A 26100-nucleotide genomic window follows, 5' to 3' on the forward strand; every position below is an offset into this window, starting at 1 on the left:
CGCGGGGGCTCGATGCCCCCAAGCGCCGCCCCACCAGAGCCAAGACATGAAAAAACCCGCGCCGGATCACTCCAGCGCGGGTCTCTTTTTGTCAGCTTACCGAATTCAGTCGATCATCGGCAGCAGCGCATCAATCGAGGCCTTGGCGTCGCCATAGAACATCCGCGTGTTCTCTTTATAGAACAACGGGTTCTCGATGCCCGAATAGCCGGTGCCCTGCCCGCGTTTCGAGACAAACACCTGTTTGGCTTTCCAGCACTCCAACACCGGCATGCCGGCGATGGGCGAGTTGGGGTCTTCCTGGGCCGCGGGGTTTACGATGTCATTGGAGCCGATGACAATTGCCACATCGGTGGAGGGGAAATCATCGTTGATCTCGTCCATTTCCATCACGATGTCATAGGGCACGCGGGCCTCGGCCAAGAGCACGTTCATATGGCCCGGCAGACGCCCGGCGACCGGATGGATCGCGAAGCGCACCTCTTTGCCGGCGGCGCGCAGTTTGCGGGTCAGTTCCGACACCGATTGCTGCGCCTGTGCCACCGCCATCCCGTAGCCCGGAATGATGATCACGCTGTCGGCCTCGTTGAGCGCCGAGGCGACACCGTCGGCGTCAATCGCGATCTGTTCGCCCTCGACCGCCATCTGCTCGCCCGCGGGGCCGCCAAAGCCGCCAAGGATCACCGAGATAAACGAGCGGTTCATCGCTTTACACATGATGTACGACAGGATCGCACCCGAAGAGCCAACCAGCGCGCCGACCACGATCAGCAGGTCGTTGGACAGCGAGAACCCAATCGCCGCTGCCGCCCAGCCCGAGTAGCTGTTGAGCATCGAGACCACCACCGGCATATCGGCGCCGCCGATGCCCATGATCAGGTGATAGCCGATAAAGAACGCCAAAAGCGTCATCAGCATCAAGGTCCAGCTGCCCGCCCCTTGGAAGTAGAGGATCAACAGGATCGCCGACAGGAGCGCGGCACCGGCATTGAGCATATGCCCGCCCGGCAGTTTCGTGGCTGCGGTGTTCATTTTCCCCGCCAGCTTGCCATAAGCGACAATCGAGCCGGTGAAGGTGATCGCGCCGATGAACACGCCCAAGAACACCTCGATCTTGAGCACCGAGATTTCGGCGGCGGTTTTATGCGCCACCGAGGCGGCGAATTGCGCCAGATCGGCCAATGCGGCGGTGTCATTAGCCGCCTGCATGGTGGCGACCCGCGCCATCTCGATATGCGCGTTAAAGCCGATAAACACCGCCGCCAGACCGACCAGCGAGTGCATCGCCGCGACCAGTTGCGGCATTTCGGTCATCTGCACGCGCTGTGCAACGACCCAGCCGATCCCGCCACCGGCGGCGATCATCACAATCGACAGCGCCCAATTGCCCGCTCCGGGGCCGTAGAGCGTTGCCAGAACCGCCAGCGCCATGCCGACGATCCCATACCAGACCGCGCGTTTTGCGCTTTCCTGACCCGACAATCCACCCAGCGACTGGATGAAGAGAACGGCTGCAACCACATAGGCTGCCGTGGTAAATCCGTATTCCATGGCTGCCTCTCCTTACGATTTCTGGAACATGGCAAGCATGCGCCGGGTGACCATAAAGCCACCGAAGATATTGATACCGGCCATAAAGACCGAAAGTGCGGCGAGGATCATCACCAGCCAGCTGCCCGATCCGATCTGTAGCAAGGCGCCCAGAATGATGATCGACGAGATCGCGTTGGTGATCGCCATTAAGGGCGTGTGCAGCGAATGCGAGACGCCCCAGATGACTTGGAACCCGACATAGCAGGCCAGCACAAAGACGATGAAATGCGCCATAAAGCTGGCCGGAGCAAAGATACCCGCGAGCAGCAACAGCACGCCGCCGACACCCAGAAGGGTGACCTGCTGGCGGGTTTGCGCCTTGAAGGCGGCGGTTTCGGCAGCGCGTTTTTCTTCCGCGGTCAGCTCTTTGGGCTTTTCGCGTTTCACCGCCGCAATCGCCTGCACTTTCGGCGGCGGTGGCGGGAAGGTGATCTCGCCGGCGTGGGTCGCGGTGGCGCCGCGGATCACGTCATCTTCCATATTGTGGTTGATCACCCCGTCTTTCGCCGGGGTCAGATCGGCCAGCATATGGCGGATATTGTTGGAATAAAGCGTCGAGGACTGGGTGCCCATGCGGCTGGGAAAATCGGTATAGCCGACAATGGTCACGCCATTCTCGGTGGTGATTTTCTCGTCCGGCACGGTCAGATCGCAGTTGCCGCCACGTTCGGCAGCGAGGTCAACGACCACCGAGCCGCGTTTCATCATCTTGACCATATCCTCGGTCCACAGCTTGGGCGCCGGGCGGCCGGGGATCAGGGCGGTGGTGATGACGATATCGACATCGGGGGCCAGCTCGCGGAATTTCTCGAGCTGTTTCTCGCGGAATTCGGGGCTTGAAGGGGCGGCGTAGCCACCCGTCGCGGCGCCGTCTTGGGCCGGTTCGTCGAATTCAAGAAACACGAATTCCGCGCCCATGGATTCGATTTGCTCAGCCACTTCGGGGCGCACGTCAAACGCCATGGTGATCGCGCCCAGCGAGGTCGCGGTGCCGATGGCGGCAAGACCGGCAACACCGGCGCCGACGACCAGCACTTTGGCCGGTGGCACTTTACCTGCAGCAGTCACCTGACCGGTGAAGAAACGGCCAAAGTTGTTGCCCGCCTCGATCACCGCGCGGTAGCCGGCGATATTGGCCATCGACGAGAGCGCGTCCATTTTCTGCGCGCGGCTGATGCGGGGCACCATATCCATCGCAACAACGGTGGCGCCGCGGTCCTTGGCTTGTTCCAGCAGTTCGGTGTTCTGGCCCGGCCAGAAGAAGGAGATCACCGTCTGCCCCTCTTTGAGCAGGGCGATTTCCTCGGCCACCGGCTCGCGCACTTTGACCACCACATCGGCGGCGTCAAACAGCGCCTGCGCCGATGCGACAACCTCGACCCCAGCGGCGGTATAGGCGGCATCCTCGAAGCCCGCGGCGGCGCCGGCTCCGGTCTCGATGAGGCATGTATGCCCCAATTTCTGTAGCGCCTGCGCCGATTCCGGCGTCATGGCGACCCGGTTTTCTCCCGGAAATATCTCTTTCGGTGCCCCGATCTTCACGCTGGGTCCTCCTGTTGCAAGGGCCGGGCGTGCGACGCCCGCTTTCGTTCATGCTGCGGGTGCTTAGCGCGGGGCTGCGCGTGACACAAGTAAATCAAGCGGCTCTAGCGCTACCAGTGGCGTAAAAACCCATATTCCCCGCAAGGACTTGAGGTTAGCAGGCGCAAGACCCAGATATATGTTATGGTGTTTTTTCAGGAATTTGACGCGGAGATCGCGCAGGAACGGGGTGGGCCAGAGATGGTGGATCGGGCGGCGGCAATTCACAAGGCGACCACTTTGGCGCAGCAGGATGTGGCCGGATCCGGCCTGCCCGATGCGCCGTTGGAACGCCCCGTCTCGCGCGATCAGGGCGCGTTTCGCCCGCGCGGCAAAGGGCTGGATGCGCGGGTGGACCTGAGTGCGCCCTTTGACACGAAAACCTACCCCTATACGCATAAAATGGCGCGTGAGCCCTATGAGGCCGAAAAGGCGCGGTTGCAGGCGGAATTGTTGAAGGTACAGCTCTGGGCGCAGGAGAGCGGGCAGAAGATCGTGATGCTCTTCGAGGGCCGTGATGCGGCGGGCAAAGGCGGCACGATCAAGCGCTTCACCGAGCATCTCAACCCGCGCTACGCCCGTGTGGTGGCGCTGAACAAGCCGACCAATACCGAGCGCGGGCAGTGGTTTTTCCAGCGCTATGTGCGGCATCTGCCGACCAACGGCGAGATCGTGTTCTACGACCGCAGCTGGTATAACCGCGCCGGTGTCGAGCGGGTGATGGGGTTTTGCGCGCCGGATGAATATCTGGAGTTCATGCGGCAAGCGCCCGAATTCGAGCGGATGCTGGTGCGCTCGGGCATCCGGCTGTTCAAATTCTGGTTCTCGGTGACCCCCGAAGAGCAACGCCGCCGGTTTCTGGCCCGCGAGACCGATCCGTTGAAGCGCTGGAAGCTGTCGCCGATCGACAAGGCGAGCGTGGACAAATGGGATGAGTATACCGCGGCGAAAGAGGCGATGTTCTTTTACACCGACACCGCGGATGCGCCTTGGACGATCATCAAATCCAAGGATAAAAAGCGCGCGCGGTTGAATGCGATGAAATTTGTGCTCTCGACGCTGGAGTATCCGGGGAAGGATCACGAGGTGGTTGGCACGCCCGACCCGCTGATCGTCGGACAGGCGCGGCAAATGCTGGAGCCGCGCGGGCAGTCGGGCGGGTAAGCGGGGCTGGGGCGTTGCGGATGCCCCTGTCAGGCTCGTGGGAACCCACGGGCCGCGCCCGACCCTCCCCATGGGAGGGCGCATGGCGATGCCTCTCACCGCGCAACCCACATCGATGCTTTTGAGCTCAGCGTTTCGTGGCGACGGCGCGGCGCCCACCTAGGGTCGGGCGCGTCCCTTAGTGCTTAATGCCGTGCAGAGAACAGCCTTTGGCAATATCTTTTCACCGCTTAGACCCTGTGTAAGTTCAGCAAAGGATCATAACGGAAACCCCGTGCCGGGTTGGTATAGGTATCACCACCGATTCACCGTTTCGCCCGGCGGCACCGCCGAGCCGCGCCCGACCGCCCCCGAGTGCTCAGGGACGCGCCCGACCCTGGGTGGGCGACGCTGACCTATCCGCAACGCGGTGCACTCGAGAGCATGAATGTCGGCTGAGAGATAAACACCATCGCCAAGGCGCCCTCCCGGGGGGAGGGTCGGGCGCGGCCCGTGGTTCCCACGGGCGCAACTCCCCTACCCCAGCGCGATGCCGATGATCACCATCATCAACCCGATCACCGCGACAAATAGCGCTGCCATATTCCGGTGCACCGCCGATTGCAGCCTGCGGCGCATCTCGTCGTCCGGCAGGCCGGAGTTGCGCAATTTATTGGCGCTGACGCCGGTGGCCAGAAGCCCGACGACACCGGCCAGCGTCACCGCTGCGCCGATCCAGATCAACAATTGAAACAGGGTCATCTTTGCCTCACGCCTGATTGCGCCGGTGTGGTAGTGCATTTGCGCCGCGCAGGCAACCGCCGCAACCACAACGCAGCTGCAGTTGCAGACCGGATCACCGCTTGCGGGACCGGCCCGCGCCCTCTAGAAAAAGGGTCGATGCAAACCCCGTGCGCCCAAGCGCCGATTACCCAATGAGGTTCCTATGAGCAGCCCAGCCAGCTATGATGTCGCCGCCGATGAATTGCGCCAGTTTATCGAGCGTTTCGAGCATCTCGATGCCGAGAAAAAGGACATTGCCGACCAGCAGAAAGAAGTGATGGCCGAAGCCAAAGGGCGCGGCTATGACACCAAAGTTCTGCGCAAAATCATCGCCCTGCGCAAACGCAAATCCGACGAGATTGCCGAGGAAGAGGCGATTATGGATCTGTATAAATCCGCCCTCGGGATGGAGTGATCCGCGCCTGATCTGCAGGCCGTAATCTGCACATAAGCCCGTCTTCGGGGCGCGCTGTTGGGCTTAGGGCTCGAGCAGCGTGACCCCGGGGATGGCGCTGATCAGATCGAGGTCCTGCTGGTAGAGCTCGGTCAATACGTCGATATATTCCCCGCTCCAGCCGGGCAGCGGCGCGTCGATGGCGCCTGCCTCGGGGCGGGCCTCGGGACGGGCGAATTTCTCCAGCATGGCGCCGAGAATGCGGCGGCGGTGCGCCGCGTCAACCACCGGATTGCGGTTGAAATACCGCCGCATCGCCTCATGGGTTTTCGGCGTCATCATCTCCCAATACCAGGCGAACCAGCCCTCCAACTCGGTCTCAGGGGCGTGGCCGGAAACCTTCTGCAGGATCTCGGGCCACAAAAGCGGCGTGTCCTCTTCGCACCACAGGGTGATCGGCACATCCGGCGCCGCGTCATGCATCCGCAACAGCATCTCCGACCAGCGCAGATTGAGCGGATCGCTGTTTTTAAGCACCGTTGCCGCGCCGCCCGAACGCTCATCCTTGATCAGCGCGGGCAGGAAATGCGCCGGATTGCGCAGCGCCAGATAGACGCAAACCTCGGCCTCGGGGAACAGATGCACCGCCTGCGCCAGATGTTTGCCGGCGTTGGGATAGAATTGGTCGTTGACCACGATCCACTGGTGGGTGGCGAGCAGATATTCCGAGGAAAACACCACCCGGCGCACGTCATCAGCCTCAAGAAGCCCGTCAAGCAGCGCCTCTTGGGTCTCGGCGTCGGTGGTCTGATCGGCCATATCATGCGAGAGTTGCCGCAGTTGCATCCGGTAAGAGCCGGTCGGCGGCACCGCGATCCCCTGCTGCGCGAGCAGCCCGCGATTGCGCATCAAACAGCGCACCAATTGGTCGTTGTCGGTCAGATGGACGCCAAGATGTAGTGCAATTTCCATAGAGGCCACTATCGCGCATGCGCCGCGAGTCGCAAGAGTTTTGCATCTTCGATCTTGAGCCGGCCCCGAATCCCCGCTATCAGATGCCTGCGCCGGTTTAGCTCAGTTGGTAGAGCAGTGGTTTTGTAAACCGAAGGTCGGGGGTTCGAGTCCCTCAACCGGCACCATTCCCGAGAACAAATGGTTATCTGCCAGCGGGTTGAGGGATGGCCTCAAAATTGGGTCCGCCGTTGAGTCTTCCCCAGACTTAGCTGCTCCGCCCCCGTGAACTGGCCTAGATGCAGCTAGGGTGATCGACCATTAGATTTCATGCGCTGCCGTGACCGCTAGTCACCCCGAGCACGGTGGCCCTCGCATGGCCGGTGGGGCGAGGCATCGGCCTATGACCACCAGTGGTGCAGGGTGTCTTCGAGGGTGTGGCGGGCGGTGAAACCGAGTTCGCGTTGCGCGGCGATGCGGCTGCTTTGCGCCGGACGCGGGTGCGGGAAGCCCGCGAAGCCGACGGGGGAATGGGTCGGCACTTCTAAGGTGAAATCGCCGTAACGGGCGGCGACGTAGGCGGCGAATTCTTCCAGCGTATGGCCTTGCGGACCGGCGACGAAATACACGCCTTGCGCGGGCGATGGCGCATCCAGCGCGCAGAGCATGGCGCGGGCGCAGTCGCGCAGATCGACGAATTCTTCCTCTTTGTCCCAATAGAACAGCGGGTCATCCAACAGATGCGTGCCACCGGCGCGGGCGGCGGCGATCAGCCGGTTCATCAGGTGGCCGGGGACGCTGCTGGGCGGGTCGGATTCGCCACCGAGCACCGCCGCAAAGCGCAGGGACACGGTGGACAGGCCGCTGGTCGCGCGCCAGTGCAGTGCCAGATGCTCGCAGGTCACTTTGGTTAACGCATAGAGGCTGGGAGGGCGCTGCGAGACCAGCGACAGGGCGCAATCCTCGGGGATCGGGCTGGCGTCGAAACTGCTGAAACCGGCGTAGACCACGGTCGCGGAACTGGCCTGCACAAAGCGCCGGACGCCGTGGCGCGCGGCCAGATCCAGCAGTTGCGCGGTGCCGATGATGTTGACGTTCAGCCCTTGGACCGGGTCTGCGCGCAGCCCGTTCGACAGCATCGCGGCGGTGTGGATCACCGCGTCGAACTGCCCCTCCTCGAACAGCGCGGTGAGCGCGGCCATGTCGGTGATGTCGCCCTGTTGAAAGCTGACGCCGGGCAAGCGGCTGAGGTCGGATTTGGGGGTGCCGTGGTCGAATACCACACAGGCCTGCCCGCGCGCTGACAGTAGCCGCGCGGTCTCGCAGCCGATCAATCCGGCGCCGGTGATCAACACGGGGTTAATTGCCTCGGTCATGCGGACGGTCTCCGGTTTTGTCGTGATTGGGGGTTCAGCCGAGCGCTTGCGAGACCACATGCACAGTACGGCCCTGAAAATCACCCATGCCGGCGATGATCTCGGCGCGGACCGCATCGCGCACCGGACTGGCCAGCGCCGCGTCCATATCGGCGAGACTGTCGAACATCAGGTCGAACTGCATATAAATCTCGGGCGCGCCGTCATCCGAGGCATGGGTCTTGCGCAGGGTCACATCCCGAATGCGCGGATATTGGCGGATTTTGGCGACCACAAATTCGCGCATATGGCGGTCGAAATCCTCTTGCCGGTCGGCGGCAACTTGGCCCAGCAGCAGGGCGGAACGAATGATCATCGGGTGTCTCCGGTGGTTAACTGGTCGTGCAGCAAGCGGGCCACGGCGGATTCGGTGTTGTGCAGATGCAGGTCCATCAGGCGCACGGCACGGTCGGCATCGCGGTTGATCACCGCGTCCATGATCGCCCGATGGTCGGCATTCAGATCCCGCACATCGGCGGATAAAGCGCGGTAATTGAGCAGCCGTAGCTTGCGATAGCGCTCGGAATGATCGGCCAGATCGTCCCAGATCCGCAGCAGCCACGGCGAGCCGCAGGCCGAGATCAGCGCATGGTGGAAATCGCGGTGCTTGCGTTCCCAGATCGCGGCGGTGGCGCTGTCGCCGGGGCTTTGCGGCAGATCGGCGCGGGCTAATAGATGCATCGTCGAGAGCACCTGCGCCTCCCATTCCGCGCCGCCATTGGCCATCGAGGCGCGCAGACAGAGCGCCTCGATCTCGCGCCGCGTTTGCATCAGATCGTGCAGTTCTTCCAGCGTGACCGCGCGCACCCGCGCGCCGCGATTGGCCTCGGTGACAACCAGCCCCTCGCTGGTCAGCCGCATCAGCGCCTCGCGGATCGGGGTCAGGCCAAACCCGTAACGGGCGTGAAGATCGGCCACCCGCAAGCGCTCGCCTGATTGCAGGTCCCCTTGCAGGATCTCATGGCGGAGCCGCTCATAGGCTGAGGTCAAATTTAGAGCTATCTCGGGCATGTTTTATGTTGACTCGTATATTTTATAAAATCTAGTCTAGTTCATGCAAAGCGCACCGTCAATTGCGATGCGCATCAGTTTCAAAGACGGACATATAGAATGACCAACACGCCGCTACAGACATGGGCTTTGGCCACCATCGCGGGCGACAGCGGGCCGATAGCCTGCCTTGAGACCGACGCCGGATTGTTCCGCCTCGCCCCAAGTCTGGCGCGGGTCGGTGGCGGCGAGGTCTCGAAAGTGATCGACCTGTTTGACGACTGGGACGCCTCACGCGGCTTGATCGAGGCCGCGCTGCCGCAGTTGAGCGCCGCGGATATAGTCAGCGGCACGCCGCGGCGGCTGTCGCCGCTGCTGTATCCCGGCAAGGTGCTCTGTGCGGGGGCGAATTACTACCGACATATGGCCGAGATGGGCTTTCCGGGCATCACCAAGGAGAGCCAGCGTCTGTTCTTCTTTTTCAAACCCTCGCGCAATGCGGTGGTTGGCGAGGGCGAGACCGTGCATATGCCGATTGGCACCGAGGCCTTCGATTGGGAGATCGAACTGGCGATTGTGATCGGCAAAGCGGCGCGCAATGTCAGCCCCGAAGAGGCGCTGGCGCATATCGCCGGTTACACCGTGGCGGTCGATTTCTGCGCCCGCGATCTGAACAAGGCGCCCGAGACATTTTACAAACTCGACTGGGTGGCGGGCAAGGCGCAGGAAAGCTGCTGCCCGCTCGGCCCGCGGTTTGTGCCCGCCGAGGCGCTGGCGAATGCGCAGGACGCGCGGCTGCGCCTGTCGGTGAATGGCGAGGCCAAACAGGACGACAGCACCGCCGATATGATCTTTAGCATTGCCGAGCAGATCTCGACCGCCTCGAAGATCATGACCCTCGATCCCGGCGATGTGTTGCTGACCGGCACCCCCGCCGGTGTCGGCGCGGCAAAGCAGAGCTTTCTGTCAGTGGGCGACCGCGTTGAGGCGACGATTGACGGTATCGGCACGCTGGCCACCACCATCCAACCCGCAAAAACCAGAGCCGGATAAGCCGGCCACCCCCATCATCCAACCGGAGGACTATTCATGACGTTTCCCAAACTAATGGCCGTTTCGGCACTGGCGCTCGGCCTTGCGCTGCCCGCCGCGGCGCAGACCGTGCGCTTTTCAACCGCCGGTCCGGCGCCCGACTTCCTGCACCGCGGGATGGAGGTCTTTGCCGGGCAGGTGCATGAGGCCGATGCCGGGCTGACGGTTGAGACCTATCCCGGCAGCTCGTTGTTCCGGCAGGGCACCGAAGTGCCGGCGATCCAGCGCGGCAATCTGGAAATGAGCACGATGACCGGCTTTGAGGTCGCCGCGCAGATCCCCGAATGGGGGCTGTTGTCGCGGGCGTTCCTGTTTCGCGATTACGCCCATATGATCGAGGTGATGCAGGGCCCGATTGGCGAGCAACTGGTCGCCGATGTCGCCGCGCAGATGGATATCGAGATCCTTTCCGTCGCCTATCTGGGCACGCGGCAGGTTAACCTCGCCGAAGCCCGCGATGTCACCAGCCCCGATGATCTGGAGGGCGTGAAGCTGCGCATGCCCGCCTCGCCGGAATGGCTGCTGCTTGGCGATTCTCTGGGCGTCGAGCCGACCCCGATGGCGATGCCCGAGGTCTATGTCGCGCTGCAAACCGGCGGCGTCGACGGGCAGGAAAACCCGCTGACGATCATGAGCGCGGCACGGTTCCATGAGGTCTCCGCGCAAGTGGTGCTGACCTCGCATATGGTGCAGCCGGTGTTCTACGCGATCTCGAAGCCGTTCTTTGACGACCTGACCGAAGAACAACAGCAGGTGCTGCGCGAGGCGGCACTGGCCGGTGCCGCATGGAACAACGAGCGCCGCGTCGCCGATGAGGTCTCGGTTGCCGACCGTCTGGTCTCGGAGCACGGGCTGCGGGTTGACGAGATCGACCTGACCCCGTTCCGCACCCGCGCCGATGAGGTCTATGCCGCCTCGGAGCTGGCGCAGGACTGGAACCAAGAGCTGATGATGCAGATCATGGGGCAATAAGCCGATGACCCGCGCGAGCCTCTGGACCACGTTCCGCCGCGCAATTGCCCTGTGCCGTCGCCTCGTCGAGGCGGCGGCAACGCTGGCGTTTGGCGCGATGACCCTGCTTTTCGCCTATACGATCATCATGCGCTATCTCGTCGGCACACCCTCGCGCTGGTCCGACGAATTGATCGTGATCCTGTTCCTCTGGGTGGTGTTCGGCGCCTCGGCGATGGTGGTGCCGATGCGCGATCATATCGCCGTCGGGCTGCTGGTCGATTCGATCCCGCCGCGCGCGGGCCATTGGCTCACGGTTCTGGGCAGTGTCGTGGCGGGGGTGATCTTGCTGGTCTCGCTGCCGGTCACGCTGGATTACATCGCCTTTCTGTGGCGCGAGCGCACCCCTGCCCTGCGCTGGCCGCTCAGTCAGGTGTTTTTCATCTTTGGTATTTTTCAGGGGCTGGCCGGTCTGCGGCTGATCCTCTCGGCGTTTGATCCCTATAAAGGTGACGCCGCTTTGACCCGTCAGGACGAGCCGACATGAGCCTTCCGTTTGTCATTTTGCTGGCGGTGTTGATCACGCTGGTGCTGTTGCGCGTGCCGATTGCCATCGCGATGGTCTGCGCGGGGTTCGCCTATCTCTTTGCCGGTGACCGCGACTTGGGGCTGGTCGTCGACCAGATCATGAACAGCCTGTTCAACTCCTATGTGTTGCTGGCGGTGCCGATGTTTATTCTGGCGGCCAATGTGATGAACGCGGGCACGATCTCCGAGAGGCTCTGGCGCGCCGCCGATGCGGTGGTCGGCAGCAAACCGGGCGGGTTGGGTCATGTGAATGTCACGGTCAGCATGATCTTTGCCTCGATGTCGGGCAGCGCGGTCGCCGATGCCGCAGGGCCGGGGATGATGTCGATCCGGATGATGCGCAAGGTCGGCGGCTATCCGGGCGGGCTGGCGGTGGCGATCACCGCGGCCTCGGCGGTGATTGCGCCGATCATCCCGCCGTCGATCCCGATGGTGCTCTATGCGCTGAACACCAACACCTCGGTGGGCGCATTGTTTCTGGCCGGTGTGCTTCCCGGTCTGCTGATGGGCGTGTCATTGATGATCACCATCGCGATCATCGCGCCGCGAATGAACCTGCCTGCCTCACCCAAACAAAGCGCCAAAGCGGTGGGCCGCGCGCTCGCCGGTGCGATCCTGCCGATGACCCTGCCCGCGGTGCTTTTGGGCGGCATCTGGTCGGGTGTTTTCACCCCCACCGAGGCCGCTGCCGTTGCCGCGCTCTGGGCGGTGTTTCTGGGTGCGGCGGTCTACCGCGTGCTGGATTTCGCCGGTGTCTGGCGGGTGCTCAGCGGGTCAATGCGCGACTCGGTGATCGTGATGCTGCTAATCGGCGGCGCGTTTTTGATCAACTATGCGGTCACCGCCGAGCGGTTGGACCAAAGCCTTGCCGCGGTGGTCAATAACGCCGGTCTGTCGCGCTGGGTGTTTCTGGCGATTATCAATGTGATCTTCTTGATTTTGGGGTGTTTTTTCGACACCGGCACATTGATTTTGGTGGTGGTGCCGATGATGATCCCGACGGTGTTGGAACTGGGCATTGATCCCGTGCATTTCGGGGTGATGATCACCATCAACATCATGATCGGGCTGGTGACGCCGCCATTCGGGTTGCTGTTATTCGTGCTTGGCGGGCTGGCGAAAACCGACCTCGGCGAGACCGTGCGTTACCTCTGGCCGTTCCTCATCGCGCTGATCCTCTGCCTCGCCTTGGTCACCTATGTGCCGATGGTCTCGCTGCTGCTGCCCTCGCTGTTCGGGTTCTGAGCGGCGATTTAGGCGCGGCCCAGACGGGGTGACGGGATGGCGGCGGCGGAAGCGGGCTTTTGTGCGCAGGTCAATTGATCGTGTGACATGAAGCCATAGGCTTTGGGTCAAACCGGCCCGCTTCAATGCGCCGCGTCGATGCCTGTAGATCTGCTGCGTTCAGGCCGGTGGCAACAGCCATGCGCTGGCCTACGCCCAGCCCTCCAGACCGCAACCGTTTTCTCGAACAAATGGCGCGGCAATTCCCCCTTCATCGAACCGGCCCTGCCGGACGTCGAATGATCCGGCGCTCGTAACGCTTTTGCCGTCAACGCTCGACCGACACGGTATGAGGGGTTCGGTAGAGCCAAATCAGCAAATTCAAAAAATATGTTTGACAGAATCCTGTTTTGCTCACAGCATGGGTTCAATAACGGTATCTAACTGTGCCCTCTGCCAAGGAGCCACCTCATGAGCGTGAATGTCGTCAAGCGATTCCAAGGGAATATCACCGCCGGTGACCATCCCTATCTGCAAGGTCCATGGGCGCCACTGCATGAGGAAATCAACGCCGATGAGCTTGTCGTGCTTGAGGGGCAAGTGCCCACCGACATTGACGGCGTCTATCTGCGCAACACGCAAAACCCGCTGCATCAGGCGCTTGAGCGCTATCACCCGTTTGACGGTGACGGCATGGTGCATATGGCCTCGTTTCGCGATGGTAAGGTTCAGTATCGTAACCGTTTTATCAAAACCAAAGGGATGCTGGCCGAGATCGAAAGCGGTGAGCGGCTCTGGGCGGGGCTGATGGAGGACCCGCGCCTGTCAAAACGCCCCGGTTGGGGGGCGCATGGCGCGCTCAAGGATGCCAGCAGCACCGATGTTGTGGTGCATGCCGGAAAGGCGCTGACCACCTATTACCAATGCGGCGAAGGCTACCGGATGGACCCGCTGACGCTGGAAGAGACCGAGACCCCGCCGTGGTCGCCCGAAGACGGGATTTCGGCGCATACCAAAGTCGATGAACACAGCGGCGAGATGCTGTTTTTCAATTACTCGAAACAGCCGCCCTATATGCATTACGGCGTCGTCGATCGCAGCGACAGCTTGGTGCATTACACGCCGATCCCCCTGCCCGGCCCGCGCTTGCCGCATGACATGGCGTTCACCGAAAACTTCGCCATTCTCAACGACTTCCCGCTGCATTGGGACCCAGATCTATTGGAGCGCGGCAAGCATGTGGTGCGGTTTTACAAGGATAAACCCAGCCGTTTCGCAGTGATCCCGCGCCGCGGCGGCCCCGAGGATATCCAGTGGTTCGAGGCTGATCCGACCTTCGTTCTGCACTTCCTCAACGCCTATGAAGAGGGCGACGAGGTCGTCCTTGACGGGTATTTTCAGGAAAACCCGATGCCGACCAATTACGAGGGCGCGCTGCCGGGATACGAGCGGATGATGTCCTATCTCGATCAATACAAGATGGGCAGCAAATTGCACCGCTGGCGGTTCAATCTGAAGACCGGCAAGACGCGTGAAGAGCGGCTTGACGAGCGCATTCTTGAGTTCGGCATGATCAACCAGAAATATGGCGGGCGCCCTTACCGCTATGGCTATTCCGCGGTGCAGGTGCCCGGATGGTTTGTGTTTAACGGCTACGTCAAACACGACATGCAGACCGGCGAAAGCTGGCAGGTGCAACTGCCCGAGGGCGAGTTTGCCTCGGAGGCGCCTTTCGTGCCGCGGATCAACGCCAAAGACGAGGATGACGGCTATCTGGTCACCTTCGTCACCAATGAAAACACCGGAAAATCCGAGGTCATTTTGATCGACAGCAAGGATTTTGAGGCCGGTCCGGTCTGCCGCGTGCAACTGCCGCACCAGATCGCCGCCGGCACGCATTCCTGCTGGGCCAATGGCGTCGATTTCCGCGATGGCGGCATTCTGGCCCGCGCCGCGATGGAGGGATAATCATGTCGCTTACCCACACTCCCGAGCCGCAAGACTGGCTGATCGAGAACCCCAATCTGGCCGGCGCATGGGGGCCGGTGCATACCGAGACCGTCGCCCAAGACCTTGAGGTGATTGGTGAATTACCCGCCGATCTGAACGGAATGTATGTCCGCAACGGCCCCTCGCCCGCGCATGCACCGCATGGCCGCTACCATTGGTTTGACGGCGACGGCATGCTGCATTCGGTGCGCTTTCAGGACGGGCGCGCCACCTACCGCAATCGCTGGGTGCAGACCGACGGGCTCAAGGAAGATATGCGCGTTGGCGATGCGCTCTGGCCCGGGCTAAAAGAGCGTTTGCCGCAGGGCGCCCTGCCCGATGACGCGATGAAAAACACCTCGAACACCGATGTGACCTTTCACAACGGTAAGCTTTACTCGATGTGGTATCGCGGCGGCACGGTCTATACGGTTGATCCGATCTCGCTGGAAACGCTGGGTAAACTCGAGCAAGACCCGCGGTTGATCGGGTTGCAGATCTCGGCCCATTCGCGGGTCGATGAGCATACCGGCGAGTTCATGTTCTTCGCTTACGGCAACCGCCCGCCCTATATGCATTACGGGGTGATCGGGCCCGATGGCGCGCTGAAAACCTTCATGCCGGTGGAATTGCCCGGCCCGCGCCTGCCGCATGACTGCGCGATCACGCCGAATTACACGATCCTGCATGATTTCCCGCTGATCAACAGCCCCGAGGCCTTGGCACGCGGGCGCTACAGTCTGGAGTTCCACCAAGACTGGCCGACCCGTTTCGCGGTGATCCCGCGCAATGGCAGCGCCGACCAAATCCGCTGGTATGAGTTCAAGCCGCGCTACATGCTGCATGTCGCCAACGCTTGGGAAGAGGTCAATGACAAGGGCGAGACCGAGCTGGTCATGCTGGGCACGCCCTATGTCAATCCGCGCGGCTTTGACGGCGGGCTGGATGTGCAGCGGCTGTTGTTCACCATCGGCACGCAGGGCACCGATTACGAGCTGTATCAATGGCGGATGAACCTGACCACCGGCGCCACCAAAGAGGGCATCGTTGACGATATTCTCAACAGTGAATTCCCGATGATCAACACCGCCTATCAGGGCCGCAAGAACCGCTACACCTATAATGTGTTGATGGGCCGGATGCGCACCTTGGAGCAGCCCGCCTTTGCCGGATTGGTCAAATATGATCTGGACACCGGCGGCGCGCAGGCCTTCCACCCCGGTGAGGGCTATTGGTTCTCGGAGGCGCCCTTTGCCCCCCGCGACGGCGCCACCGAAGAGGACGACGGCTATGTGGTCGGCTTTGTCTGGAACGGGATCGCGAACCGCTCGGAGGTCTGGGTGACCGACGCGAAAGACATCGCCAAGGGCCCGATTGCCAAGGTGATCCTGCCGCAGCGCGTGCCGCATGGGTTCCACTCCTGCTGGGTCCGCGATGACCAGCTCAAGGCCGCGCAGGTCGCGTGATGCTGGAGGGAACCTGGCATCTTGAGGCTTGGGAGATCGAGAGCGAGGGGTGCATTGCGCATCCCTTCGGCCCCGACGCCACCGGCCTGCTGCATTACACAGCGGACGGCGGCATGGCGGCCTGTATCGCCCGCGCCAACCGGCCGAATTACTCCACCGGCACGCCGCGCAGCGCGCCCGAAGCCGAGCGTCTGGCAGCATTGGAGAGCTTTTTCCACTACGCCGGTCGCTGGGAACTACAGCAGCGGGGCGGGCAGACCACCGTGGTCCACAGCGTCACCCACAGCCTGAATCCCGATTTCGTCGGGTCCGAGCAGGTGCGTGTTGTCGAATTGGACGGCGATGCGCTGACCCTCTCGGCGGAGGAAGGCGCGCGCCATCACCGGTTGCGCTGGAGGCGGGGATGATGGATCACGCCGCCACCCTCGCCCGCGCCCGCATCGCCTGCGAAACCCGCGAATGCTGGTCGCCCTATCCCGAGATGCCGAAACTCTATCCCGCGTTCGAACAGGCCGACCGCGAGGGCAAAGCAGCGTTCACCGCGCATCTCGGCCAGCGCTTCGCGCTGGATCTGCCCGGTGTCACCGGCTGGATCGGTGAAGAACTCTCGCCCTATACGCAAGCACCCCTTGGCATCACCTACCCGCAGGCCGATCCCGACGCGCTGTTTACTGCCGCCAAAGCCGCGATCCCTGCATGGGCCGCCGCCCCCATCGACACCCGCTTGATGCTGCTGATGGAGGCGCTTGACCGGCTTTACCGCGACCATCTGTTCACAATCGTGCAGGCGGTGATGCATACCGCGGGCCAATCCTACAACATGGCCTACGCGGGCTCGGGCGTGAACGCGCTCGACCGCGGTATCGAGGCGCTGGTCTATGCCGAACAGGCGATGCGCGCGGTGACCCCCAAGGCGCAATGGGCGCGCCGCTTTGGCCGCAGCGATATCGCACTGGAGAAAACCTATCGCATCGTGCCACGCGGCGTCGCTGTTTGCTTCACCTGCGCAAGTTTCGCCACTTGGAACGCCTGGCCCTCGATACTGGCCAGCCTCGCCACCGGCAATGCGGTGATCGTCAAACCGCATCCCGCCAGTGTGCTGCCGATGGCGCTCACCGTGCGGGTGCTGCGCGACCTGCTGACGGAACAAGGGTTTGATCCCAATCTGGTTACGCTTTGCGTCGATACGGTGTCCGAGCCACTGGGTAAGGCATTGATCAAGCACAAAGATTGCGCGATCGTCGATTTCACCGGCTCGGCGCAATTCGGCGCTTGGGTCGAGGCCAACGCCCATCCCGCGCTGGCCTTCACCGAGACTTCGGGCTGCAACACCGTGGTGATCGCGGGCGCCGAGGATCTGGACGCCGCGATCCGCGCGCTGGCCACCACCATGTGCATGTTCTCGGCGCAGATGTGCACCAGCCCGCAAAACATCTATCTGCCGCCCGAAATCGACACGCCCAAGGGGCCTGTGCCCCGCGCCGAGATTGCCGCCAAACTCGCCGAGGCGATCCGCACCCTGACCGAAGACCCGCGTCGCGCGTCGATGATCCTTGCCAGCGTGCAATCCCCGCAATCGCTGGCGCTGATCGACCAGATCCGCAGCGCAGCGGCAGCGCGCGGCGAGGTGCTGCTCGACAGCCGCCCCTATGATCACCCCGAGTTTCCGCAGGCCCGCACCGCGACGCCGCTTCTGGTCCGGCTGGGCAAGGACGCGCGCGATCTTTATGCCGAGGAACGCTTTGGCCCGATCGGTTTTGTCATCGACTGCGACAGCGCCGAGGACGCGCTGCATCAGGCCACCACGGATGCGTGCGAAAATGGCGGGATCACCGGCTTTCTCTATGCAAGTGACGAGGGTTTCATTGCCCGCGCCGAGGATGCCTATGCGCGGGCCGGAGCACAATTGACCATCAATCTGACCGGCGCGATGCCGCTGAATTTCGCCGCCGCTTACTCGGATTACCATGTCACCGGCCTCAATGGCGCGGGCAACGCCACGCTGACCACGCTCGGCTTTGTCGCCCCGCGGTTTGCCGTGGCGCAATCGCGCCGCCCGATTGCCGAAACCCGCGAGGCCGCAGAATGAATGACACGCTCCGCCTGCCGGTGTTTGCCGCGCCGATGTTTCTGGTCTCCGGCCCCGATCTGGTGATTGCCGCCTGCAAAGCGGGGATCATCGGTGCCTTTCCGACGCCCAATTGCCGCAGCATCGACCAGCTCGACGCATGGATGACCCGCATCCGCGCCGAGGTCGGCGCGCGCCCGTGGTGCGCCAATCTGGTCACCCATTCCAGCAACTCCCGCCTGCCGCAAGACCTTGAGTTGATTGCCAAACACCAGCCGCCCTATGTGGTCACCGCGCTTGGCTCGCCGAAACCTGCGCTTAATGTGGTGCAGAGCTACGGCGGCAAGGTGATCGCCGATGTGACCAGCGTGGCGCTGGCCCGCAAGGCCGCCGCCGCCGGTGTCGACGGGCTGGCGCTGATCTGCGCCGGTGCGGGCGGCCATACCGGCACGCTCTCGCCCTTTGCCTTTGTCAGCGCAGTGCGCGAATTTTTCGACGGGCTTTTGGTCGTCGGCGGCGGGATCAGCGACGGGCGCGGCCTTGCCGGTGCCATCGCGGCGGGCGCGGATTTCGCCTATCTCGGCACCTCTTTCATTGCCGCCGATGAGAGCATGGCAGCCGACGCCTATAAGGACATGCTGGTGGCGGCGCAGATCGAGGACCTGTTGATCTCGGCGGGCGTCACCGGCACGCCGGCAAGCTGGCTCAAACCCTCGCTGCGCGCCAATGGCTATGACCCCGACGCGATGCCCGAGGCCCCCGACCGCGCCTATGACAGCGCCAAAATCGGCAAGGGCAAACGCTGGGCCGATGTCTGGGCGGCGGGGCAAGGTGTGGGCGCGGTGACCGCCCGTGAACCCGTGGCGCAGATCGTTGACCGTTTGGCCGCCGAATACGCAACCGCCTGCGCCGCCTTCCACAACCGCGCGGATGCCCTGCAGAAAGAACCCGCCCAATGACCTATATTCTTGGCTCCTCGCAAAGCGATTTCGCCCGTGCCTGGGCCCGTGAGGGGCTCGATATTTCCGATATGATGCGCGACTCAGTGCGCGATGCGCTGGAAGACGCGCAGGTGGGTGCCGAACAGATCGACAGCATCCATGTCGGCAATGCCTTTGGCGAATTGCAGCGCCAACAGGCGCATCTTGGCGCGATGGTCCCGCAGGTGGTCCCCGAGCTATGGGGCGTGCCCGCGATGCGCCATGAAGGCGCCTGCGCCAGCGCTTCGCTTGCGGTGCTGACCGCGATGGCCGAGATCGAAGCCGGGCGCTACGACTGCATTCTGGTGGTCGGCGCCGAGGAGTTCAAAAACACCCGCGGCGATATTGCCTCGATGAACCAGAACGCCGCCGGTTGGCAGGGGCGAGAGGATATCGACTGCCGCTTTCTCTGGCCCGCCGTCTTCGGCCTCACCGCGCAGGAATACGAGCGCCGCTACGGGCTCGACCGGCGCTATCTGAACCGCATTGCCGAGTTAAATTATGCCAATGCGCGCAACAATCCGCAGGCGCAAACCCGCAATTGGGCGTTCAACGCGCTGTCTTTCACCGATGACGACAACGCCAATCCGGTGATCGAACCGGGCACACGGCGGCAGGATTGCGGGCAGATCACCGATGGCGCCTCGTCCTTGGTGCTGGCCTCGCCGGACTTCGCCGCCCGCTGGATGCGCCGCACCGGCAAGACCGCGGCGCGGATCTCCGGCTGGGGCCACCGCAACGCCAGTCTGCGGTTCAAGGACAAACTCGAGCGCAGCGATGATCACGTCTTCCCGCATGTCCGCCAGACCATTCAGGACGCTTGGCACCGCGCGGGGGTCGGCGGGATCGAGGCGATGAGCGGCGTCGAGACCCATGATTGCTTTACCACCACCGAATATATTGCCATCGACCATCTCGGGCTGACCGAGGCGGGGCAAAGCTGGCGCGCGATCGAGGACGGTTCGATCGAGCGCGGCGGGCGCTGCCCGATCAATATGTCCGGCGGGTTGATCGGCTGCGGCCATCCAGTCGGCGCCACCGGTGCGCGGATGCTGCATGACGCGGCGCGGCAGGTGCTGGGCCGCGCCGGTGACATGCAGATCGAGGGGGCGCAGCGCATGCAAACGCTCAATTTCGGCGGCAGCTTCGGCACCGTGGTCAGCTTCGTGGTCGAAGCCGCGCCCGCCTGAGCCGCAACGCGCCCTGTGCGACGGGGCATAACAACACAGCCGGTCAACCGGCGCTACGGGAGGATGGGATGACCCAAGCCGTCATCATTGATGCGCTGCGCACGCCGCGCGGACGCGGCAACGCCAAGGGCGCGCTGAGCGGCGTCAAACCGCTGGATCTGCTCGCCGTGCCATTGCGGGCGCTCTCTGATCGCCATGATCTAGGCGCGCGTCCAGTGGTCGAGGCGGTGTTTGGTTGCGTCACCCAGACCGGCGAACAGGGGGCGAATATCGGTAAGCTGGCGCTGATCGCAGCGGGCTATAATGACAGCGTGCCGGGGCTGACGATCAACCGCTATTGCGCCAGCGGGATCAGTGCCTTGGGTCTGGCCGCCCTGCGCGCAGAGGCTGAGGACGGGTTGGCGATTGGCGGCGGTGTTGAAAGCATGTCACGGGTGCCGATGGGCTCGGATAAAGGCGCTTTGACCCATGATTTCGGCTTTCAGAAAGCCGCCGGTCTGGTGGCCATCGGGATCAGCGCCGATGCGGTGGCGACGATGGAGGGCTTGAGCCGCGCCGATTGCGATGCCTATGCCGCGCAGAGCCAGACCCGCGCGCTGGCGTCTCGCGACGCGGGGCATTTCACCTCGCTGGTGCCGCTGGGCGATCTGAGTGCCGATGAAACCCCGCGCGCGGGCACCACAGCCGAGGGCCTCTCCGCGCTCGCCCCCGCCTTCGCCGAGATGGGCGCGAAATACGGGATGGACGCGGCGATCATGGCGCATACCGGCCTCCGTGAGGTCAGCCATATCCACCACGCCGGCAACTCCCCCGCGATGGCGGATGGCGCCTCGGCGGTGCTGCTGGCCAGCGAGGGGGCCGCGCGGCGCCACGGGCTGACCCCGCGCGCGCGCATCCTCTCGATGGTAGACCTCTCGGTCGACCGCGTGCTGGCGCTGACCGGCTCGGTCGATGCGGCAAACATCGCCCTCGCCCGCGCTGGCCTCTCGCCCGATGACATTGATCTCTATGAGGTCAACGAAAGTTTCGCCGCCCTCGCCCTGCATTTCGCCAAACATGTGGGCGTCGGTCTCGACCGGCTGAACGTCAACGGCGGCGCGATTGCCTTGGGCCATGCGATGGGCTCCACCGGCACGGCGCTGATTGGCACGGCGCTCGATGAACTCGAGCGGCGCGGCGGCAAACGCGCGCTGATCGCCGCCTGCGGCGCGGCGGGGCTGGCCTCGGCGATGATCATCGAGCGCCTCGCATGAGCCAAGCCATGCCCTCGCAGACGCCCGATCTCGACCTGATCCGCGACGCGCTTTCGACCTCGACGCTGAGCCATGCGCTCAAGCTGATCGGCGACCGCTGGACGATGCAGATCCTGATGGGTGCCTTTACCGGCATCAAGCGGTTTGATGATTTCCAGACCCATCTCAACATCCCGCGCCGCACCCTCTCCGAGCGCCTTAAAGCCTTGGTGCATATGGATATGTTGCGCCCGCGGCTCTATCAGGAACGCCCCGAGCGCTATGCCTATCATCTTACCGACAAGGGGATGGCGCTTTATGAAGCGACCTTGATGACCTGGGAATGGGAGCAGCGCTTTGGCGATAACCGCCTCGGTCTGCCGACCCGTTTGGTGCATAAAACCTGTGGCCACGGCTTCTGGCCCGAGATGATCTGCGGCACCTGTCGCGAGCCGGTGGTGGTGCGCGATCTGGAACTGGAACTGCGCCCCAACCCGCGCCTGCCCCATGACAGCGGCGCGCCGATGCGGACACCGAAAATCTCGACCGGTGACGCGGCGATCTCGCATCTCGGGCTGCGCATGGACCGCTGGACGCTGATGATCATCACCGCCGCGACGCTGGGCTGCCGGTATTTCGACCAGATCACCCATGTGTTGCGGATCAGCCCGCCGCTGCTCAGCCGCCGCTTGGCCGCGATGGTCGAGGCGGGGCTGATGAGCGTCGCGCCCGACCGCGAGGATGGCCGCCGCCGCGTCTATCTGCTCAGCCCCTCGGGCCGCGCGATGTTCCCCTATATCGCGCTTCTGAGCACTTGGGCCTCCGAGCATCATTTCCATGAGCCCTCGTCGATCCACCCCTACCACAAAGCCTGCGGCGCCGCCTTCCTGCCGCGCGCCACCTGCGGCCATTGCCATGAACGGCTGCACGCATGGGACGTCAGCTTCGAGCGTGGAGAGCCCGTATGAACACCGCTTGGGAAGTCTTTGCGCAGGTCACCGTCAACGGCATTGCCGTCGGCGCGATCTATGCGCTGGTGGCGATGGGGATCGTGTTGATCCACAAGGCCACCGAAGTGTTGAATTTCGCCCATGGCGATCTTTTGGTGCTCTCGGCCTTCTCGGCTTGGGCGTTGATCACCCATGTAGGGCTGCCGTTCTGGGCGGTGGTGCCGCTGGTTGGCGCCGGCATCGGGGTCATTGCCTACGGGCTCGACGCGGTGATCGTGCGCCGGATTGCCGGACAGCCGCAATTCGCCGGTGTGATGCTGACCATCGCCATGGCCTTTATGATCCGCGGCGCGGTCAGCATGGGGTTCGGGCCTGAGTCGCAAAGCTATGACACGCCCTGGACCGGACAGACCAGCGAGTTGGGCGGCGTCGCCATCGGCAACCTGTCGCTGGTGATCATGGGTGTGTCGCTGGGTATCGCCGCTGCGCTCTGGCTGTTCTTTCGGCACACGCGGTTGGGCGTGGCGATGCAGGCGGCCAGCCAGAACCAATTGGCCGCGCATCTCAACGGGGTGCGGGTCAAACGGCTGAATTCCTTGGTCTGGGCGCTGGCCGGTGTCACCGCGGCGATTGCGGGGATGTTTCTGGCGCCCCTGTCGCTGGTCGATACCTCGCTCTGGCTGATCACCCTCAAGGCGCTGGCGGCGATTGTGTTGGGCGGTTTCGGCAGCCTGCCCGGCGCGCTGATCGGCGGCATTCTGATCGGGCTGATCGAGCAATATGCGGGCGTTTATCTGCCCGACGGCTCGCGCGATATCGCGCCCTATCTGGTGCTGATCGTGGTCCTGATCCTGCGCCCGCGCGGCATTCTGGGCGACGCCCACGGACGGAGAGTTTAACATGCGGTTTGACTATCACACCCGCTACCGGCAGGGGTTTGCGCTGCTCAGACACCGCAGCGACTGGCTGTCCTACGGGCTGCTGGCGGCGGCGCTGCTGGCGCTGCCGATGCTCGCCTCGACCTATCTGGTCGGCGAATTGGGCTATGTGTTCATCCTCTGCATCGCCTCCATGGGGCTGATGGCGCTCACCGGCTTTACCGGACAGGTCAGCCTCGGTCATGCGTCATTCGTGGCGATCGGCGCCTATGCCCATGCGTGGCTGATGGCGCAGGGCGTGCCCTTTGCCGCCTCCCTGCCCCTTGCGGCGCTGATTTCGGCGGCGGCGGGGCTGGTGGTCGGCATTCCGGCGATCCGCGTCTCGGGGCTTTATCTGGCGATGGTCACGCTGGCTTTTGCGATTGTCGTCGAGCAGATCATCGGCATGTGGCGCGGGGTCACCGGCGGCTACATGGGGATGATGGTCGAGACGCCGCAACTCCTCGGCCTGTCGCTGGGCTCGCCGCGGGTGTTCTACTACGTCTGCCTGTTTGTCGCCGCGCTGGTACTCTTGGCGCTGGCCAATCTGATGCGCTCTGGCATTGGCCGCGCCTTCACCGGCGTGCGCGATTCCGAGGCCGCGGCCTATGCTCTGGGCATCGAGGTCAACCGCGTGAAGGTCGGCGCTTTCGGCCTCTCGGCGGGGATCACCGGCCTTGCGGGCGGGTTGATGGCGCACCACATCGGCTATCTGACGCCGGACGCTTTCACCCTGCTCTTGTCGCTTGATCTGGTGCTGATGGTGGTGATCGGCGGCATCGGCAGCCTGCGCGGCGCGATCCTCGGCGCGGTCTTGATCAGCCTGCTGCCCAATGCGGTTGCGGCGCTCAAATCTCTGCTGCCGGCGGCGATGGCACGACAAACCGGCTTGGAAATCTTTGTCGCGGGGCTGGTGCTGGCGCTGTTTGTGCTCTTTGAGCCCACCGGTCTCAACGGACGCTGGTTGAAGCTGCGCGCGCTGATCGAGAGCTTCCCGCTCTATCGCCGCGACATGTTCCGCCGCCAGAAAACCTATATGAAATCGGAGCGTAACAGATGAGTTCCGCCACGCCTTTACTCGAGATCGACAAGGTTGCGCTGCATTTCGGCGGGTTGGCGGCGATCTCGGATCTGTCGATCTCGGTGAATTCCGGCGAGGTGCTGGCGGTGATCGGGCCGAATGGCGCGGGTAAAACCTCGATGCTCAATCTGGTCACGCGGGTGTTTGACGCAAGCCGTGGCAGCATCCTGTTCAAGGGCGAGGATATTGCCCGCCTGCCCCGCGCCCGCATCGCCCATCTGGGCATCGCGCGCACCTTCCAGAACATCGAGCTGTTTGACGCCGCCAGCGTGCTCGACAATCTGCTGCTTGGCCGCCACCGGTTCGGTGCGGGGGCGTGGTGGCAGCAGGTCCTGCGCACGCCTGCGCTCACCCGGCGCGAAGAGGCCCACCGCGCCCGCGTCGAAGAGGTGATCGAATTTCTTGACCTCTCGCCATGGCGCAACGCGCCGGTCGCCGGTCTGCCCTACGGCGTGCGCAAGGTTGTCGAACTGGGCCGCGCGCTCTGCGCCGAGCCCGAGATCCTGTTTCTCGATGAGCCCGCCTCCGGCCTCAACCCCGAGGAAAGCCGCGATCTGGCCTTCTGGATCGACGATATCCGCAGCGATCTGGGCATCACCGTGGTGATGATCGAACACGATATGGCGCTGGTCAATGCCGTCGCCGACCGGGTGATCTGCATGGCGCAGGGCCGCGTGCTGGCGCAGGGCACCGCCGCCGAAGTGCAGGCGCATCCCGATGTGATCAGCGCGTATTTGGGGGCTTGATGATGCTGGACGTGCAGAACCTCGAAACATGGTATGGGCCGATTGCCGCGATGAAAGGCGTCAATCTGAGCGTTGCCGAGGGCCGGATTGTGGCGGTGCTGGGCGCCAATGGCGCGGGCAAAACCACGCTGCTGAACACGCTTGCAGGGGTGATCGACCCGTTCAAGGGCAAGGCGCTGTTCCAAGGCGCCGAGGTGCAGGGGCTCGATGCCGACGAAGTCGCGCGGCGCGGGCTGGTGCTGGTGCCCGAGGGGCGGCATGTCTACCCGTTTCTCAGCGTGCGCGACAATCTGATGATGGGCGCCTATGCCCGCAAGGACCGCGACGCGGTGGCGCGGGATATCGCGCGGGTGCAGGAATGGTTCCCGCGGCTCAAGGAGCGCGACAGCCAGCACGCGGGGCTGCTCTCGGGCGGCGAGCAGCAGATGGTCGCCATTGCCCGCGCCTATCTCTCGGCGCCGAAACTCTTGATGCTCGATGAGCCCAGCCTTGGCCTCTCGCCGATGCTCACCACCGAAATCTTCGGCATCATCCGCCGCATCCGCGACGAAACCGGCACCGCGGTTCTGGTCGTCGAGCAAAACGCCGCGGTGGCGCTGGCGCATGGGGATGACGGCTACATCATGGAGTTGGGCCGCATTGTCGCCGCCGACAGCTGCGCGGCGCTCACCCGCAAAGAAGACATCCGCGAGGCCTATCTGGGCGGCGGCGGCGGCTATGGCCTGTCGGGCACCGCGCAACGCTGGAAGCGGCGGAAAACCTGGAGATGACGATGC

At 63.5% G+C, this 26100-nt stretch carries 25 protein-coding genes and 1 tRNA gene; 19 read left to right on the forward strand and 7 right to left on the reverse strand.

All coding sequences use genetic code 11. The features are described from left to right. Positions 1-105: 105 nt before the first annotated feature. Both DDE20_RS00570 and DDE20_RS00575 read right to left on the reverse strand, forming a co-directional pair. On the reverse strand, positions 106-1551 hold the full coding sequence (locus tag DDE20_RS00570; protein WP_116556507.1) for an NAD(P)(+) transhydrogenase (Re/Si-specific) subunit beta: 1446 nt from the start codon (positions 1549-1551) through the stop codon (positions 106-108). Between the two features lie 12 nt (positions 1552-1563). Then, positions 1564-3135: a Re/Si-specific NAD(P)(+) transhydrogenase subunit alpha gene (locus DDE20_RS00575; RefSeq protein WP_116556508.1), complete on the reverse strand. Its 1572-nt coding sequence runs from the start codon at positions 3133-3135 to the stop codon at positions 1564-1566. A gap of 183 nt (positions 3136-3318) precedes the next feature. On the opposite strand from DDE20_RS00575, the gene ppk2 reads away from it, so the two are divergent. Beyond that, complete coding sequence (gene ppk2, locus DDE20_RS00580) at positions 3319-4338, forward strand: polyphosphate kinase 2 (protein WP_420812346.1); 1020 nt, start codon at positions 3319-3321, stop codon at positions 4336-4338. 516 nt (positions 4339-4854) lie between these two features. Here the strand turns inward: ppk2 and DDE20_RS00585 are convergent. Continuing rightward, a complete protein-coding gene (locus tag DDE20_RS00585) occupies positions 4855-5079 on the reverse strand; it encodes a hypothetical protein (protein WP_116556509.1) in 225 nt (74 codons plus the stop codon). Positions 5080-5263: 184 nt separating this feature from the next. Here DDE20_RS00585 and DDE20_RS00590 point away from each other — a divergent pair, with 184 nt between their 5' ends. Further along, positions 5264-5515, forward strand: a complete 252-nt coding sequence (locus DDE20_RS00590) for a DUF2312 domain-containing protein (protein ID WP_116556510.1) — start codon at positions 5264-5266, stop codon at positions 5513-5515. A 63-nt stretch (positions 5516-5578) separates the two neighbouring features. Here the strand turns inward: DDE20_RS00590 and DDE20_RS00595 are convergent, their stop codons facing one another. Then, entirely contained in the window at positions 5579-6466 is an 888-nt protein-coding gene (locus DDE20_RS00595; RefSeq protein ID WP_116556511.1) for a hypothetical protein, read from the reverse strand. 91 nt (positions 6467-6557) lie between these two features. Here DDE20_RS00595 and DDE20_RS00600 point away from each other — a divergent pair. Next, positions 6558-6633 (forward strand) — tRNA-Thr (locus DDE20_RS00600). Between the two features lie 213 nt (positions 6634-6846). Here the strand turns inward: DDE20_RS00600 and DDE20_RS00605 are convergent. The 3 genes from DDE20_RS00605 to DDE20_RS00615 are packed head-to-tail and all read right to left on the reverse strand — an operon-like array spanning position 6847 to position 8871. After that, on the reverse strand, positions 6847-7821 hold the full coding sequence (locus tag DDE20_RS00605) for an NAD-dependent epimerase/dehydratase family protein (RefSeq protein WP_165814376.1): 975 nt from the start codon (positions 7819-7821) through the stop codon (positions 6847-6849). 34 nt (positions 7822-7855) lie between these two features. Beyond that, positions 7856-8176 carry an EthD family reductase gene (locus DDE20_RS00610; RefSeq protein WP_116556513.1) on the reverse strand — a complete coding sequence of 107 codons (321 nt, stop codon included), beginning with the start codon at positions 8174-8176 and terminating at the stop codon, positions 7856-7858. Further along, on the reverse strand, positions 8173-8871 hold the full coding sequence (locus DDE20_RS00615; protein WP_116556514.1) for a GntR family transcriptional regulator: 699 nt from the start codon (positions 8869-8871) through the stop codon (positions 8173-8175). Before DDE20_RS00615 ends, DDE20_RS00610 begins: the two co-directional genes overlap by 4 nt. A gap of 99 nt (positions 8872-8970) precedes the next feature. On the opposite strand from DDE20_RS00615, the gene DDE20_RS00620 reads away from it, so the two are divergent. The 16 genes from DDE20_RS00620 to DDE20_RS00695 all read left to right on the forward strand — a co-directional run bounded on the left by DDE20_RS00620 (position 8971) and on the right by DDE20_RS00695 (position 26094). Next, positions 8971-9903, forward strand: coding sequence for a fumarylacetoacetate hydrolase family protein (locus tag DDE20_RS00620; protein ID WP_116556515.1), 933 nt, complete (start codon positions 8971-8973; stop codon positions 9901-9903). A 36-nt stretch (positions 9904-9939) separates the two neighbouring features. Next, positions 9940-10914 (forward strand): TRAP transporter substrate-binding protein DctP, encoded by a 975-nt coding sequence (gene dctP, locus DDE20_RS00625; protein ID WP_116556516.1) that lies wholly within the window; start codon positions 9940-9942, stop codon positions 10912-10914. Between the two features lie 4 nt (positions 10915-10918). Continuing rightward, entirely contained in the window at positions 10919-11440 is a 522-nt protein-coding gene (locus DDE20_RS00630) for a TRAP transporter small permease (RefSeq protein WP_116556517.1), read from the forward strand. Beyond that, on the forward strand, positions 11437-12726 hold the full coding sequence (locus DDE20_RS00635) for a TRAP transporter large permease (protein ID WP_116556518.1): 1290 nt from the start codon (positions 11437-11439) through the stop codon (positions 12724-12726). Before DDE20_RS00630 ends, DDE20_RS00635 begins: the two co-directional genes overlap by 4 nt. 450 nt (positions 12727-13176) lie before the next feature. Further along, entirely contained in the window at positions 13177-14673 is a 1497-nt protein-coding gene (locus tag DDE20_RS00640; RefSeq protein ID WP_116556519.1) for a carotenoid oxygenase family protein, read from the forward strand. 2 nt (positions 14674-14675) lie between these two features. Further along, positions 14676-16160, forward strand: coding sequence for a carotenoid oxygenase family protein (locus DDE20_RS00645; protein WP_116556520.1), 1485 nt, complete (start codon positions 14676-14678; stop codon positions 16158-16160). Then, complete coding sequence (locus DDE20_RS00650; RefSeq protein WP_116556521.1) at positions 16160-16567, forward strand: lipocalin-like domain-containing protein; 408 nt, start codon at positions 16160-16162, stop codon at positions 16565-16567. The genes DDE20_RS00645 and DDE20_RS00650 overlap by 1 nt, the downstream gene beginning before the upstream one ends. Continuing rightward, positions 16564-18249, forward strand: a complete 1686-nt coding sequence (locus tag DDE20_RS00655) for an aldehyde dehydrogenase family protein (protein WP_205961589.1) — start codon at positions 16564-16566, stop codon at positions 18247-18249. Before DDE20_RS00650 ends, DDE20_RS00655 begins: the two co-directional genes overlap by 4 nt. After that, complete coding sequence (locus DDE20_RS00660) at positions 18246-19187, forward strand: NAD(P)H-dependent flavin oxidoreductase (RefSeq protein ID WP_116556522.1); 942 nt, start codon at positions 18246-18248, stop codon at positions 19185-19187. The genes DDE20_RS00655 and DDE20_RS00660 overlap by 4 nt, the downstream gene beginning before the upstream one ends. Then, the gene (locus DDE20_RS00665; protein WP_116556523.1) at positions 19184-20398 is read left to right on the forward strand and encodes an acetyl-CoA acetyltransferase; all 1215 of its coding nucleotides are present in this window, start codon (positions 19184-19186) and stop codon (positions 20396-20398) included. The genes DDE20_RS00660 and DDE20_RS00665 overlap by 4 nt, the downstream gene beginning before the upstream one ends. 68 nt (positions 20399-20466) lie before the next feature. Beyond that, positions 20467-21651 (forward strand): acetyl-CoA C-acyltransferase, encoded by a 1185-nt coding sequence (locus DDE20_RS00670; RefSeq protein ID WP_116556524.1) that lies wholly within the window; start codon positions 20467-20469, stop codon positions 21649-21651. Positions 21652-21659: 8 nt separating this feature from the next. Then, positions 21660-22598 (forward strand): winged helix-turn-helix transcriptional regulator, encoded by a 939-nt coding sequence (locus DDE20_RS00675; RefSeq protein ID WP_165814377.1) that lies wholly within the window; start codon positions 21660-21662, stop codon positions 22596-22598. Continuing rightward, the gene (locus DDE20_RS00680) at positions 22595-23479 is read left to right on the forward strand and encodes a branched-chain amino acid ABC transporter permease (protein WP_165814378.1); all 885 of its coding nucleotides are present in this window, start codon (positions 22595-22597) and stop codon (positions 23477-23479) included. Before DDE20_RS00675 ends, DDE20_RS00680 begins: the two co-directional genes overlap by 4 nt. Position 23480: 1 nt before the next feature. Beyond that, complete coding sequence (locus DDE20_RS00685) at positions 23481-24557, forward strand: branched-chain amino acid ABC transporter permease (RefSeq protein ID WP_116556527.1); 1077 nt, start codon at positions 23481-23483, stop codon at positions 24555-24557. Further along, entirely contained in the window at positions 24554-25324 is a 771-nt protein-coding gene (locus DDE20_RS00690; protein ID WP_116556528.1) for an ABC transporter ATP-binding protein, read from the forward strand. The genes DDE20_RS00685 and DDE20_RS00690 overlap by 4 nt, the downstream gene beginning before the upstream one ends. Beyond that, positions 25324-26094: an ABC transporter ATP-binding protein gene (locus DDE20_RS00695; protein ID WP_116556529.1), complete on the forward strand. Its 771-nt coding sequence runs from the start codon at positions 25324-25326 to the stop codon at positions 26092-26094. The genes DDE20_RS00690 and DDE20_RS00695 overlap by 1 nt, the downstream gene beginning before the upstream one ends. The last annotated feature ends 6 nt before the right edge of the window (positions 26095-26100 follow it).

This window comes from Pararhodobacter oceanensis (genome assembly GCF_003076755.1).
GTDB classification, from domain to species: Bacteria; Pseudomonadota; Alphaproteobacteria; order Rhodobacterales; family Rhodobacteraceae; genus Pararhodobacter; species Pararhodobacter oceanensis.